The sequence below is a fragment of the Micromonospora sp. NBRC 110037 genome, assembly GCF_001652995.1.
Classification (GTDB): domain Bacteria; phylum Actinomycetota; class Actinomycetes; order Mycobacteriales; family Micromonosporaceae; genus Micromonospora; species Micromonospora chalcea.
In genome coordinates this window covers 1,778,352-1,791,758 of the sequence record NZ_BBVA01000002.1, presented here as the reverse complement: position 1 = coordinate 1,791,758, position 13,407 = coordinate 1,778,352, and the positions used below count along the sequence as shown (strand labels likewise).

Below are 13,407 nucleotides of genomic sequence, written 5' to 3'. Positions count from 1 at the left end.
CCGTGCCGGGAGGCACCGAAGGAGGAGTCGTGGACATCACGCGGGCCGCGCCGCCGCGCCTGGCCGCATGGCGGCGGGCCGCGCGTGAGCTGGCGCTCGTCGCCGTGCTCTTCCTCGCCTACAAGGCGGGCCGGCAGGTGGTGGCCGACCACGCCGAGGTGGCGCTCGCCAACGGCGAGTGGATCTGGCGGCTGGAGCGGCTGCTGCGCCTGCCCGCCGAGGCGGCGGTGCAGGGGCCGCTGCTGTCGCACGAGATCCTGATGCGGCTGGCGAACAGCTACTACGCCTTCGTCCACTTCCCGGCCACCGTGCTCTGCCTGGTCTGGCTCTGGCTGCGCCGCCCGGCCCACTACCTGCGGCTGCGGCGCGCCCTGGCGGCGCTGACCGCGGTGGCGCTGGTGCTGCACGTGTGCGTCCCGCTCGCGCCGCCCCGGCTGACCGAGCTCACCGGTCTGGTCGACACCGGCACCCGGTTCGGCCCGAGCGTCTACGGACCGCCCGACACCGACCAGCTCAGCAACCAGTACGCGGCCATGCCGTCGCTGCACGTGGGCTGGGCGCTGGCGATCGCGCTGGCGCTGATGGCGGTCACCACCGGACGCCTCCGCTGGCTCTGGCTGCTCCACCCCCTGGCGACAGCGCTCGTGGTGGTGGTCACCGGCAACCACTACTGGCTCGACGGGCTCGTCTCGGTCGCGCTGCTCGTGGCGATCCTGGCCGTGCTGCCCCGGCCCGCGCCGGACCGGCCCGCGCTCGTCGAGGCAGCCGGACCGGTGCGCCCGCACGTGGTGCCGGCGCCGCGCCGCGCCGGCCACCACCGGAACCCGCGGGTCCCGGCGGCGGCCGACGCGCGGCTGCGCCCTCCCGGGCGGGGCTGAGGGCCGGTCAGCGCAGCGTGCAGACCGTCCCGTTGAGGCGGAACGCGCCCGGCGGCACGTTCGGCCCGCTGTACGCGCCGACGAACCCGACGGTCGTGCTCCCGCCGTCGGCGGCGAGCCGCCGGTTGTCGGCGGTGGGCGTCACCCGGACGTTGCGGCCCTGCTGGTCCCAGGTGGCGCTCCACCCGCTGCTCACCTGCTGCCAGTCGGTCGGCCAGGTCCAGGTCAGCGTCCAGCCGTCGATGGCCTTCGCGCCGGTGTTGATCACCTCGACGTTCGCCACGTACCCGTTGCCCCAGTCGTTGTCGTCGTTGAACCGCACCGCGCAGGAGCTCTCGGCGGGGCTGCCGGTGGCGAAGGTCAGCGGCGGGGACGACCAGGAGACCCGCCCGGCGGTGTCCCGGGCGAGCACGTTGACCGTGTAGCGGGCGCCCGGTTCGAGGTTGCCGACCGTGAGCGACGTGCCGGCGGTCTCGCCGAGCTGCTCGCTCACCGCGCCGTACTGCCGGTGCACCTCGTACTTGGCGATCGGGGACGCGCCCGGCGTGGCCGCCGGCCAGGAGATGGTCGCCGCACGGTCGGTCACCGCGCCCGCCGTCGGCCGGCCCGGGGCGCCGGGCCGCCCGGCCGAGCTGCCGGCCGGTCGCAGCACGAGCGTGGTCAGCGAGTACGGCGGCAGCGTGCGCACGGTGGCGCTGCCCGAGCGGCCGGTGCTGATCCCGGTCGCGCCGTTGGCGAGCGTGTGCACTGTCGGGGCCTCGTCGGCCGGGGTGAAACCGGCGTAGTCGAGCGCCACCGGGTGGGCGTTGTCCGGGTCCTTGTTCAGCAGCAGGACCGCGACGCTGCCGTCCGGCCGCCGGACCGCGTGCGCGGCGACCAGCGGCTCGTCGGTCCCGGCGCGGACGAGCTGGTCACCGGGCCGGGCGAACAGGTTCATCATGGACAGCGCGTGGTACGGCGCGAACGGGGTGTTGAACGCCGGCTGGCACACCTCACCGTCGCTGGTGCAGTTGCCGCTGGACAGCATCCCGAAGTCGCCGTAGTCGGTCTGCCCGGCCACCTCGGAGACGGTGCCGATGCCGTTGTGCACGTTCCACCACTGCACCGTGAAGACGCCCTGCTCCAGCAGGCCGCTGTAGGCGTCGGCCAGGAACAGCGCGCCGGGCGCGGTGGTGCGGCCGGCGTCCACGTTCAGCTCGGTGAAGCTGATCCCGATCCGGTCCGCGCCGGGGCCGGCGTACCTGGCGATCTGCTGGCGCAGCAGCCAGGCCGCGTCGGGCAAATGGTTGGTCCGGGCCAGCGAGTCGGCGGCGTTGCCGCCCGGGTACCAGTGCACGTCCACGAAGTCGATCTTCGGGCCGGCGAGGGAGAGCACGGTCTGGTTCCACGGGCCCGGGTCGGAGCCGGCGGTGATCCCGTCCGGCCAGTTGCCGGGCATGGTGAGCACCGCGCCGACCTTGATGCTCGGGTCGACCGCCTTCATCGCGTCGGCGTACTCGATCACCAGCCGCGCGTACTGGGCGGCGCTCTTGTCCGGGTGGTCGTCGGCCTCCCAGGCCGAGCCGTAGTGGCCGTTGCCGTAGTTCTCGTTCCCGACGGTCCACCACCTGGCGCCGTAGCCCTTTGTGACGTTGGCGTACCGGACCCAGGCGGCGGCCTCGGCGGGCGTGCCGGTGCCGTAGTTCGCGATGATCATCGGCTGGGCGCCGACGCGGCGGGCGCCGGCCATGAACGTGTCGAAGTCGGTGTTCGGCGCGACGTAGCCGCCGGGCGCGGTGTGCGTCTCCCAGTGGTAGATGTCGGCGTACGAGCCGCCGGGGTAGCGCAGCATCTTCACACCCGCGGCCTTGAGCAGGTCGGACGTCTCGGCGCTGCCGAGCTGCGAGTCCCAGATGGCGTGGTTGACGCCGAGCGCGGTCTCCGGGACCGTGGCCAGCCCGGCGCGGGTGTTCACGGTGACGGTGACCGGGTCGGTGGGGTCGGCGGCGGCGACCGGTCCGCCGACGGTGCTGAGCGCGGTGGCGAGCAGGAGCAGGCTGGCCGCGAACGCGGTGGTTCTCCTCATGCGGGGGTGTCCTCCGGGGAGTGGGACGACGAGGCGATGCCCGGTCTGCGTCGTCCTCCCGGACGCCTGGCGGCGGCGGGATGCCCAGGAACGACGATCGGCTCCGCGCGGCGAGCCATCGACGAGGATCATACGCCCGGCGTCGGGGAGTGCAGGGCTTAATTTATAGACAGGAGTCTTTACTGTTAACAATGTTTAATTTATGTTCGGGGCACCTTCCGTTCCCCCCGAAGGAGTTGCCACCATGCGTCGAAGAATCACCCTCCCGCTGCTCACCGCAGGCGCCGTGACCGGCACGCTGGCGCTCGCCGCGCCCGCGCAGGCCCACGGCTACGTCTCCTCACCGCCCAGCCGCCAGGCGCTGTGCGCGCAGAACCGGGTGCCCGACTGCGGCCAGATCAAGTACGAGCCGCAGAGCGTGGAGGGCCCCAAGGGCCTGCGCAGCTGCCACGCCGGCATCGCCCAGTTCGCGGTCCTCAACGACGACAGCCGCAACTGGCCGGCCACCTCGGTCGGCAGCACCGTCACGTTCACCTGGGTCAACACCGCCCGCCACGCCACCGCCAACTGGGAGTACTGGATCGGTGGCACCCGGGTCGCCGTGGTCGACGGCGGTGGCCGTCAGCCCGGCGCGACCGTGTCGCACACGGTCAACCTCGGCGGCTTCTCCGGCCGGCAGAAACTGCTCGCCATCTGGAACATCTCCGACACCGCCAACGCCTTCTACTCCTGCGTCGACCTGCAGATCGGCGGCGGTGGCGGCAACCCGACCCCGTCGCCCACGCCGACGGCGGCGCCGACCACCCCCGCGCCCTCGCCCACGCCCACCCGGACCAGCACGCCGGCGCCGGGCGGCACGTGGACGGCCGGACGGGCGTACCAGGTCGGTGACACGGTCACCTACGACGGCCGCAGCTACCGCTGCCGCCAGGCGCACACCGCCATCGCCGGCTGGGAGCCGCCGAACGTGCCGGCGCTGTGGCAGCAGATCTGAGCCCGCGTACCCGCGCGGCGGAGCCGGCCGGTCCCCGGCTCCGCCGCGCGTCCGCGGCCCTGCTCGGCGTGATGCTGACCCTGGCCGGTTGCGGCGGCCCGCCCGCGGCCGATCCGTCCCCGCCGGTCCCGTCCGCCACGGCCTCGGCCCCGGACACCACGGTCAGCGGGATCGACGCGCTGTTCCTGGCCATGATGGTGGCCCACACCGAGCAGACGCTGGAGATCGTGCGGCTCGGTCTCGACCGCGCCACCGATACGCGGATCCGCACGCTGATCGCCGCCGTGCGGGCCACCGAGACCGACGAACTGGCCACCATGCGCGAATGGCTGCGCGACGCCGGGCCGTCGGCCGCCGCCGCGGCCGCCCGGCACGACCACTCCGGGCACAGCGACGCCGCCGCCGGACTGGCCCGGCTGCGCGCCGCCGCGCCCGCCGACGCCGACCGCGTGCTGGTCGACGTGCTGAGCCGGCACCAGCGCACCGCGGCCGACCTGGCCCGCGCCCAGGTCGCCGCCGGCACCAGCGAGCGGGTACGCGAGCTGGCCCGCCGGATCGAGCGCTCCCGGACCGCGGAGATCGAACTGATGGGCCGGATGGGCTGAAACGGCGCGCCCGCACGCCCCGGAGCTGCCCGGACGCGCCATGACCTTCGTCACGTCGACGTCGCGCCCACCGGCCCGCCGAGGTTCACGAATCGGCGCGCAACCGCCCTTTTCCGTGAGCCGCCGGCCCGCCGTACGGCCGTGCGCAGGCCCGGGACGCCTCGTCCGTCGGCATAATCCGCCCCGGTCTGTCGCCGGTCGTGGTTAGGCTTCCCGCCGGACGTCGCCCCGCCGCGCGTTCCGCCCGCGCCCGGACGGTGCGTGGCGACCCCCACCGCCTTCGGCAGCCGAACCGGATCCAGGAGACCGTTAGTGACCCAGCAACCCGTCGCGACGTCGACAAAGCTCGACGCCGCGGTGCTCAAGGTGGCCGGCGTCGTCGTGCTCGGCGCGATCATGTCGATCCTCGACGTGACAGTCGTCAGCGTGGCGCTCCCGACGTTCCAGAGCGAGTTCGACGCCTCGTACGCGCGCGTCGCGTGGACCATGACGGGCTACACGCTCGCGCTGGCCACGGTGATCCCGCTCAGCGGCTGGGCCGCCGACCGGTTCGGCACGAAACGCCTCTACATGGTGGCGCTGGCGCTGTTCACCATCGGCTCCGGGCTCTGCGCCACCGCCGACTCGATCGGCGAGCTGATCGCCTGGCGTGTGGTCCAGGGCCTCGGCGGCGGCATGCTCATGCCGCTCGGCATGACGATCATGACCCGGGCCGCCGGCCCGCACCGCATCGGCCGCCTGATGGCAGTGCTCGGCATCCCGATGCTGCTCGGCCCGATCACCGGACCGATCCTCGGCGGCTGGCTGATCGACGTCGCCAGCTGGCACTGGATCTTCCTGATCAACCTGCCGATCGGCGTGGTCGCGCTGATCTACGCCCAGCTCGCGCTGCCGAAGGACAACGCCGAGCCGTCCCAGGCGTTCGACTTCCTCGGCATGCTGATGCTGTCGCCGGGTCTGGCCCTGTTCCTGTACGGCATCTCCACGCTGCCCGAGACCGGCACGATCGCCGACACCAAGGTCTGGCTGCCGATGCTGGCCGGCGGCGCGCTCGTGGTCGCCTTCGTGGCCTACTCGTTCCGGCCCCGCCATCCGCTGCTCGACCTGCGGCTGTTCCGCAACCGCAACCTCACCATCGCCTCGATCACCATGTTCGTGTTCATCATCGCGTTCATGGGCGCGGGCCTGCTGTTCCCGAGCTACTTCCTGCAGGTGCGGGGTGAGACGACGCTCGCCGCGGGCCTGCTGATCGCGCCGCAGGGCATCGGCGCCATGCTGACCATGCCGATCGCGGGCACGCTCGCCGACCGGGTGCCCGTCGGCCGGACGGTGCCCTTCGCGCTGGTGCTCATCGCGGCCGGGTTCTTCACCTTCACGCAGCTCGGCACCGACACCTCGTACTGGCTGCTCTGCGGCTCGCTGTTCGTGATGGGCCTCGGCATGGGCGGCACGATGATGCCGATCATGACCTCGGCGCTGAAGACGCTCAGCGCCGCCGAGGTGGCGCGCGGCTCCACGCTGGTCAACATCCTCCAGCAGATCGGCGGATCGATCGGCGCCGCGATCATGTCGGTCATCCTCACCAGCGAGCTGAACGGCTCGCGGCCCATCCCCGGCGTGACCGACCCGGGCACCGGCGCCCCGCTGACCGAATCCCAGCTCGCCATCGCCGCACAGCAGCGGCCCGAGCTGATCCAGCAGTTCCCGGTGCCGCCGTCGCTCATCGAGCGAGGGCTCGACTACGCCGCGGGCGCCTTCTCGACCACGTTCTGGGTCGCGTTCGGGCTGGTGCTGCTCACCTTCGTCCCGGCCGCCTTCCTGCCGCGCCGGCGTGAGCCGTCGCACCTGCTCGACGGCGAGACGGGCGAGGACAAGCAGCCGATGGCGCTGCCGATCCACTGACCGCCGCCGTGACCGGGGCCGGACGCCTGAGCGTCCGGCCCCGCGCCACATCGGTGCGGTGCCGCCCGCCGTGCCGGGTGGGCGCGTTGTCGGCCACCCGCCGGTGTGCTCGCGCTGTCGGCCCGCCCGGCCGTGTCGGCGTGGCTTTCGCCACCGGGGCCGTGCCGGCGGGGCCAACCCGCCACCGCGGCCGTGACGAGCGCCTACGATCGGCACAGGGAGCCGGGGAGAGGCGGGCAGCGTGAGCGCAGACGACGCGCAGCGGTCGGCGCGACGGCGTAACCGCATGCTGCTCGCGGGCCTGCTCGCCGTCGTCGGGCTCATCCTGCTGCTGCTCGGCCTCACCGTCGCCAGCGGCACCGTCGCCGGCGTCGAGGTGGTGCTGGCGCTGCTGCTCCTGGTCAGCAGCTACGCGATCCAGCGGCTGGCCCGCCGCGAGACCGTCTACCGCGACGAGCGGCGCTGACCGGCGGAGCGGTCCGGCCGGGCTAGGCTGCCAGTGTGGATCACGAAGACCGGATCGCGCTGTTCCTCGACTACGAGAACCTGGCCCTGGGCGTACGCGACCACCACGGTGGTGGTGCGTTCGACTTCCGGCCGATCGCCGACGCGCTCGCCGAGCGGGGGCGGGTGGTGGTGCGCCGGGCGTACGCGGACTGGTCGTACTTCGACGAGGACCGGCGGATGCTCACCCGGTCGCACGTCGAGCTGATCGAGATCCCGCAGCGGATGGGCGCCTCCCGCAAGAACGCCGCGGACATCAAGATGGCGGTGGACGCGGTCGAGCTGGCGTTCGAACGCGGCTACATCTCCACGTTCGTGATCTGCACGGGCGACAGCGACTTCACTCCGCTGGTCCACAAGCTGCGCGAACTCAACAAGCGGGTGATCGGTGTGGGGGTGGAGAAGTCCACCTCGGCGTTGCTGCCGCCGGCCTGCGACGAGTTCCTCTACTACGACCGCCTCGAAGGCGTCGACGTGCCGCCGCCGTCCGCCCGCCGGTCGCGTCCGGCCCGGACGGCGCCGCCCGGGCCGGTGGCGGAACCGGTGGCGGAGGTCGCGCCGGAAGCCGCTGCGGCCGAGGAGGGGCGGGCCCGGGACGTCGACACGCTCGCCGTCCAGCTCGTACAGACGGTGGCCGGCATGCAGGGCAGCTCCAGCGGTGACGTGACCGCGTCCGCGCTCAAGCGCGCGCTGCTGCGCAAGGACCCGACGTTCAGCGAGTCCGACTACGGCTTCCGTACCTTCGGCGAGCTGCTGCGCCACCTCGCCGCGCGCAACGTGGTGGAGCTGGCGGCGGGGCCGGCGAAGGGCGACCCGGAGGTGTCGCTTCCGGAACAGGGCGACCGCGACGTCGCGTTCGGGCTGCTGCGATCAGTGGTGGTGGACCTGGCCGGCGAGGGCGGCGCGGTGGCGCTGTCCGGGCTGAAGGACCAGCTCCGGCGCGCCCGGCCCGACTTCAGCGAGAAGAAGCTCGGATATCGCAGCTTCCTGCAGTTCTGCAAGGCGGCCGCGACGGGCGGCGCGGTCGAGCTGCGCTGGAGCCCAGAAGACGGCGACTACCTCCTGACCCCCCACACCCCCTGACCCCCCACCCCACCCGCCCCTCGCCCTTCGTTCCCGCGATCTTGCACTTGCGGCCCGCCTAAAGCGGGATTAATCCGGCATCTGCGGGGCGCGAAGTGCAAGATCGACGGCGAGGGTGAGGCGGGGTGACCGCGAGGGCGGGACGGCGGGGAAGTGGGAGAGCGGCGAGCGTGGGGCGGGGTCAGGGGAGGGTTGCGTCTTGCTGGGCTGTTGCGCCGGAACCGACAGCCAGGCCGAGGTGCAGGCCCACCAGGTCCAGGACGCTCGGCTCGGCGGATGCGGCGGACGGGCTCGGCTCCGCTGTCGGATCGGGCTCGCCGGTCGGAACCGGATCAGCCGTCGGGCTCACGCTCGGCGCCGGCGTCGCCGGACCGGCGGCGGGTGGGCCGGACGATTCGACGATCACGGGCGTACGGCCGCTCACGCGCGTCGACGGGGATCCGGCGGCAGGTGGCGCGGTGGTGGGGACCCGATCACCCGAACCGGCGGCCGGAGGTCGCGGCGCGGGCCGGGGCGGCCGGGACGCAGGGGGAGACGACGGGTTGACCGGGGTCGCCACGGGCGGCACTGACGAAACGGCCGGTGGGGGTGCGGTCGCCGGGTGGGTCGCGGTTCGGGCTGCCGGGTCGGTCTGCCCGGCGGTCGCGGTCCAGGTGCCGGCGGAGGTGACGCCCAGCAGTACGGCCATCGCTGCGACGCCCGCCGCGGCCAGCCGCTGGGGGAGCGCCCGTTCGGCGGGGGCGTCCCACGGCCCGAGTGGCCGGGGTGGGCGGGGCCGGGCGGCCCGGTGGGCGGACCACAGCGCCTCGACGTCCTCCACCACCGCGGTGCGCGTACCGGTGGCGTCGGCGTGGGCCAGGGTGAGGTAGAACCGGGCGTTCGCCGCGCCCGGCGCCGGCACGCGCAGACCCGCCGGTGCGCCGCCGTCCGTGCCGTGCAGCAGGGTGACCGGACGGCCGGGGTGGTGCCCGAGTCCGCGCAGAGTCCGCAGGGGCCACTCCCGGCCGACGCCGGGCCCGGTGAAGGCGACCCGCCGGTCGGTCACCACGGCGGCGCCGCTGGCGATCACGCGCAGCCCGGCCGGTAGCGGGCCCTCGGCCGGGTCGAGACATCCGGCGAGCGTGCCGCCCGGCACCGGCAGTCCGGGCAGGTGCCGGGCCGCGGCCTCGACGAGGTCGACGGTGGGCAGGATGCGGTAGACGACCTCTCCGTCGTCCAGTGGCACCGGTAGCGGGGCGCCGGCCAGGACGCACCCGTGGAAGCCGGCCGCCTCGATCCGCAGCCGGTCGAGGTGCTCCGCGCGCCGCCGCCAGGCCCGCGCCGCCGTCTCGTACGCCTGGCGCCGGCGCTCGTTCTCGCGCCGCGCCCAGGCCAGCCGCCGCCGGGGATGAGCCCCGATCGCGTCGGGTCGCCTCGCCGTCACACCTGGTACAACGCCCTGCGTAAGCCGCGGATACGTGAGCGCGGCTATCGTCCGGTTTGGCGGTGGTATGCCCGCGATTACACTTCGGGGCATGCCGCGGATCGTCCAGTTGCTGGCCTCGCCCGTGCACCGGTACGTGGGCCGCCCCGCGGACGGGCCCGCCCCCGCGCCGCCGGGTGAACTGGTCGAGCGGGTGGAGGTGCGCGCCGGTCTCGGCATCGTCGGTGACCGCTACTTCGGCCGCCCGGCGCACCGCCAGGCGAGCGTCACGCTGATCGCGCGGGAGTCGCTGCCGCCCGGGGCGGACCTCACCCAGTTGCGACGTAACGTGCTGACCGACGGCATCCCGGTGGACGAGCTGGTCGGCCGGGTGCTCACGCTCGACTCCGGCGACGGTCCGGTCCGCCTGCGGGTGCACCGGGCCGCGCCGCCGTGCGCCTGGCTCGACGTGGTGGTCGCGCCCGGCACCTGGAAGGCGATGCGTCGCCGGGGCGGTGTGCGCTGCGCGCCGCTCACCGACGGCGTCCTGCGGGTCGGGCCGGTCACCGTCTCCGTCGACGACGACTGACCCGGTTCGGGAACTTTTCCCGCCCGCCGGCCGACCAACCGGAGGTCGCCGACAGTCAGGCCCGGTGGCAGGAGGGACGCCAGGGATGAACCGAGCGGGCAGCGGATCCGTACCGTCGGGCATGACGATGTCGGGCCCGCGGGCCGGCCGAGGATGAGCCCGGACGCCGACGACGAGCAGGTGACCGGGTGGGCCCGGAGCGCCGCCCGTGGTGACCGGCTGGCCGCTGCCGCGTTCGTCCGTGCCCTCCAGGCGCCGGTGTGGCGGTTCCTCGCCCACCTGGCCGGGCCGGCCGAGGCCGACGACCTGGCCCAGGAGACGTTCCTGCGCGCGCTGCGCAGCCTGCCCGGCTTCGCGGGCCGGTCGTCGGCGCGTACCTGGGTCTTCACCATCGCCCGCCGGGTCGCGGTGGACCACGTGCGGGCGGCGACCGCGCGGCCCCGCACGGCCGCGCTGGCGGACTGGCAGGCCGCCGCCGAGGCGGCCGGGGCGGTGACCCGCGGCGGGGACGACGGGGTGGTGTTGCGCGGGCTCATCGCGGCGCTCGCCCCGGACCGCCGGGAGGCGTTCGTGGCCACCCAGGTGCTGGGCCTGTCCTACGCCGAGGCCGCCGAGGTGTGCGGCTGCCCGGTCGGCACGATCCGGTCCCGGGTCGCCCGCGCCCGGGAGGACCTGGCCGCCGCCTGGTCCGGCGACGTCCGTGACCGCCGCGCCCGCTGACACCCGCGGGCCCCGGCCGTCCGGCGGTTCAGGCCGCGCGCCGGTTGCGGGCCTGTGCGGGGTACGGGCCCGGCTGCACCAGCCGCAGCGGCGCCGGCGCGGCCGGTTCCTCGGTGCGCAGCGCCCACCGCGATCCGCTCGACCGGCCCCGCCCGGGCGGCGTGTCGCCGGGGCGCCAGCCCGGCCGGGACAGCACCAGCATCACGGCCCAGCCGACCAGCAGGAAGCCGTGGCTGACCAGCCGGGTCATCGCGACCTGACCGGTGATCAGGTCGTTCACCGACAGCAGCACCAGCGTGGCGACGAACGCGCTGAGCATCGGCAGCAGGCCGGACGGCGTGGTCCGGCGTGCCGCCACGTAGAGGAACCCGGCGCCGACTGCTACGTTCCACGCCGCCGACTCGTGCCACAGGTGCTGGCCGGAGGTGTGGGCGTGCGCGACGACCGCCTCCCGGCCGATCTGGGCCAGCCCGAGTACGAGCTGCACCGCGCCGAGCAACCCGAGCGCCCCGCGTAGTCCGAGCGCGATCCGCTGGCGGCGGCTCGGCCGGGGCGGCGGCGCGGCGGCGAGCACCGCGTCGACCAGGTCGGGTACGCGCGGGGCGAGCTGCGTACGGGCCCGCCGGGTGACCGCCGCGGCCGAGTCGAACCAGCCCCGGCAGCCGGCGCAGCCGGTCAGGTGCGCCTCGGCCGCCTCGATCTCCGAGCGGGACGCCTCACCGTCCAGCTGTGCCGACAGGATTTCCCGCCACTGCTCACACGCCATACAGGGATAGTCGTCCGGACCGGCGCGCTGGTTCCCGGCGGGGTGCCGGTCACGCCGCCGCGGCCGCTGACCGTTCCGCCCACGCGTGCAGCGCGTCCCGGTCGCCCGCCGAGTCCAGGTTCAGCGCAGCCTCGATCAGTGCCAGATGGGTGAACGCTTGCGGGAAGTTGCCCAGCGCCGTGCCGTCGGGCGCGCGTTCCTCCGGATGCAGGCCGAGCGGCCCGGCCCGGCCGGCCAGCCGGTCGAAGATGTCCCGCGCCTCGCCGTGCCGGCCGGCCAGTACCAGCGCCGAGACCAGCTCGAAGGAGCAGAGCAGGAACGCCCCCTCGGTGCCGGGCAGCCCGTCGTCGGCCCGGTAGCGCCGGATCAGGTCGGGCGCGACGGCGAGGTCGGCGCGGATCCGTTCGACGGTGGCGACCACCCGGGCGTCGTCGCCGGGCAGGAACCCGACGAGCGGCATCCGCAGCAGCGAGGCGTCCGGCTCGGTCCCGCCGTACGCCATGACGAAACTGCCGGCGCGCTCGTCGTACCCGCGGTCGAGCACCTCGGCGTGCAGCGCGTCACGTTCCCGGCGCCACCGGTCCACCGGCGCGGCGCCGTCGCCGAGCAGCCCGGCGAGGCGGATGCCCCGGTCCAGGCAGACCCAGGTCATCACCTTCGAGTAGACGTAGTGCCGGCACGGGCCGCGGATCTCCCACACCCCGTGGTCCGGTTCCCGCCAGCGCTCCGCCATGGTCTCGACGTGCCGCCGCAGCAGCGCCCACTGCGGGCCGGTCAGCTCGCCGGTGAGCAGCTGGTAGGCAAGCGCCGCGTCGAGGATGTGCCCGTACGTGTCGAACTGGATCTGGTTCGCCGCCTCGTTGCCGACCCGCACCGGCGCCGAGCCGGCGTAGCCGGACAGGTGCGGCAGCTCACGCTCCTCGGTGGCGTGGCCGTGGATGCCGACGAGCGGCGCGAGCGGATGCTGCCGCGCGCAGATGCCGAGCAGGAACCGCAGATAGCGGCGGCCCTCCTCGGCGTGGCCCAGGCGGAACAGCGCGAGCAGCAGCAGCGCCGCGTCCCGGTGCCAGGTGAAGCGGTAGTCCCAGTTGCGGACCCCGCCGATCTCCTCGGGCAGCGATGTGGTCGGGGCGGCCAGCAGCGCGCCGGTCTCGTCGTAGGACAGGCCGCGCAGCACCAGGGCGCTGTGCCGGACCGCGCCGGCCGCGAAGCCCGTGTAGTCGCCGCGCGCCGACCACGCCCGCCAGCTGTCGGCGGTCCGCTCGGTCAGCTCCTCGGCGTCGGCGAGGGCGGGCACCGGGTCGGCGTACCCGAGAAGCAGCGTCGCGTCCTGCCCGGCGCGCAGCTCCGCCTCGGCGACGAGCGTGCCGTCCTCGACGGTGACCGGCAGGTCGGTGCGCAGCCGCAGCGGCGTGCCGTCGGCGTGCCAGCCGTTACCGTCGCGCCGCCAGCGCACCGGGCGTGCCCCGTACCCGGGCCGGGGCGTCAGCTCGGCGCGGACCCGCAGCACACCGTCGGTGATTCGCAGCCGGCGCACCAGCGCCCGCTCGGCGTGGATCGGCCGGTCGGCGGCGCCGGGCCGGACCGCGAGCAGGTCCTCGCCGGCCGCCGCGCCGGACGGGGCGGCCCAGTCGTTCTCCAGCACCAGCGTGTCCGGCCGGTAGCGGCGCCGCGGCGCCGGGCAGCCGGCGACGGTGAGCGTGAACCGGCCGCCGGTGTCCCGGTCGAGCAGCCGGGCCGCGACCGCGTCGCCCGCCGCGTCCGGTACGCAGAACCACTCGACCGCCCCGTCCGGTGCGACGAGCGCCGTGGTGTGCGTGTCGGACAGGAACGCGTACGCGTCGATCGGCGGGAACGACAGCGGCGGCTCGGACACGGCGGTGACTACCCGGCGCGGGC

Annotated in this window: 12 protein-coding genes; 8 read left to right on the top strand and 4 right to left on the bottom strand. The window is 74.6% G+C overall.

Going from position 1 to position 13,407, the window contains the following annotated elements:
• Positions 1-29: 29 nt before the first annotated feature.
• Complete coding sequence (locus A4R25_RS07215; RefSeq protein ID WP_064446065.1) at positions 30-878, top strand: phosphatase PAP2 family protein; 849 nt, start codon at positions 30-32, stop codon at positions 876-878.
• Between the two features lie 7 nt (positions 879-885).
• Here A4R25_RS07215 and A4R25_RS07210 read toward each other — a convergent pair whose 3' ends face one another.
• Entirely contained in the window at positions 886-2,943 is a 2,058-nt protein-coding gene (locus A4R25_RS07210; protein ID WP_064446064.1) for a cellulose binding domain-containing protein, read from the bottom strand.
• A gap of 244 nt (positions 2,944-3,187) precedes the next feature.
• Here A4R25_RS07210 and A4R25_RS07205 point away from each other — a divergent pair, with 244 nt between their 5' ends.
• The 5 genes from A4R25_RS07205 to A4R25_RS07185 all read left to right on the top strand — a co-directional run bounded on the left by A4R25_RS07205 (position 3,188) and on the right by A4R25_RS07185 (position 8,031).
• Entirely contained in the window at positions 3,188-3,937 is a 750-nt protein-coding gene (locus A4R25_RS07205) for a lytic polysaccharide monooxygenase (protein WP_043324278.1), read from the top strand.
• The gene (locus tag A4R25_RS07200; protein WP_043324276.1) at positions 3,922-4,542 is read left to right on the top strand and encodes a DUF305 domain-containing protein; all 621 of its coding nucleotides are present in this window, start codon (positions 3,922-3,924) and stop codon (positions 4,540-4,542) included. The genes A4R25_RS07205 and A4R25_RS07200 overlap by 16 nt, the downstream gene beginning before the upstream one ends.
• Before the next feature lie 312 nt (positions 4,543-4,854).
• Complete coding sequence (locus tag A4R25_RS07195) at positions 4,855-6,444, top strand: DHA2 family efflux MFS transporter permease subunit (protein ID WP_043324274.1); 1,590 nt, start codon at positions 4,855-4,857, stop codon at positions 6,442-6,444.
• Positions 6,445-6,685: 241 nt separating this feature from the next.
• Positions 6,686-6,910 (top strand): DUF3040 domain-containing protein, encoded by a 225-nt coding sequence (locus tag A4R25_RS07190; protein WP_064446063.1) that lies wholly within the window; start codon positions 6,686-6,688, stop codon positions 6,908-6,910.
• A gap of 35 nt (positions 6,911-6,945) precedes the next feature.
• On the top strand, positions 6,946-8,031 hold the full coding sequence (locus A4R25_RS07185; RefSeq protein ID WP_043324272.1) for a PIN domain-containing protein: 1,086 nt from the start codon (positions 6,946-6,948) through the stop codon (positions 8,029-8,031).
• A 181-nt stretch (positions 8,032-8,212) separates the two neighbouring features.
• Here the strand turns inward: A4R25_RS07185 and A4R25_RS07180 are convergent, their stop codons facing one another.
• Positions 8,213-9,454 carry a hypothetical protein gene (locus tag A4R25_RS07180; RefSeq protein WP_082930926.1) on the bottom strand — a complete coding sequence of 414 codons (1,242 nt, stop codon included), beginning with the start codon at positions 9,452-9,454 and terminating at the stop codon, positions 8,213-8,215.
• A 91-nt stretch (positions 9,455-9,545) separates the two neighbouring features.
• Between A4R25_RS07180 and A4R25_RS07175 the strand changes: the two genes are divergently transcribed.
• Positions 9,546-10,022 (top strand): molybdenum cofactor biosysynthesis protein, encoded by a 477-nt coding sequence (locus tag A4R25_RS07175; protein ID WP_043324270.1) that lies wholly within the window; start codon positions 9,546-9,548, stop codon positions 10,020-10,022.
• Between the two features lie 153 nt (positions 10,023-10,175).
• Positions 10,176-10,742, top strand: coding sequence for a sigma-70 family RNA polymerase sigma factor (locus A4R25_RS07170; RefSeq protein WP_043324268.1), 567 nt, complete (start codon positions 10,176-10,178; stop codon positions 10,740-10,742).
• Positions 10,743-10,770: 28 nt separating this feature from the next.
• Here the strand turns inward: A4R25_RS07170 and A4R25_RS07165 are convergent, their stop codons facing one another.
• On the bottom strand, positions 10,771-11,508 hold the full coding sequence (locus A4R25_RS07165) for a zf-HC2 domain-containing protein (protein ID WP_043324265.1): 738 nt from the start codon (positions 11,506-11,508) through the stop codon (positions 10,771-10,773).
• Positions 11,509-11,557: 49 nt separating this feature from the next.
• Positions 11,558-13,384, bottom strand: coding sequence for a glycoside hydrolase family 15 protein (locus A4R25_RS07160; RefSeq protein WP_197494852.1), 1,827 nt, complete (start codon positions 13,382-13,384; stop codon positions 11,558-11,560).
• Positions 13,385-13,407: the final 23 nt, after the last annotated feature.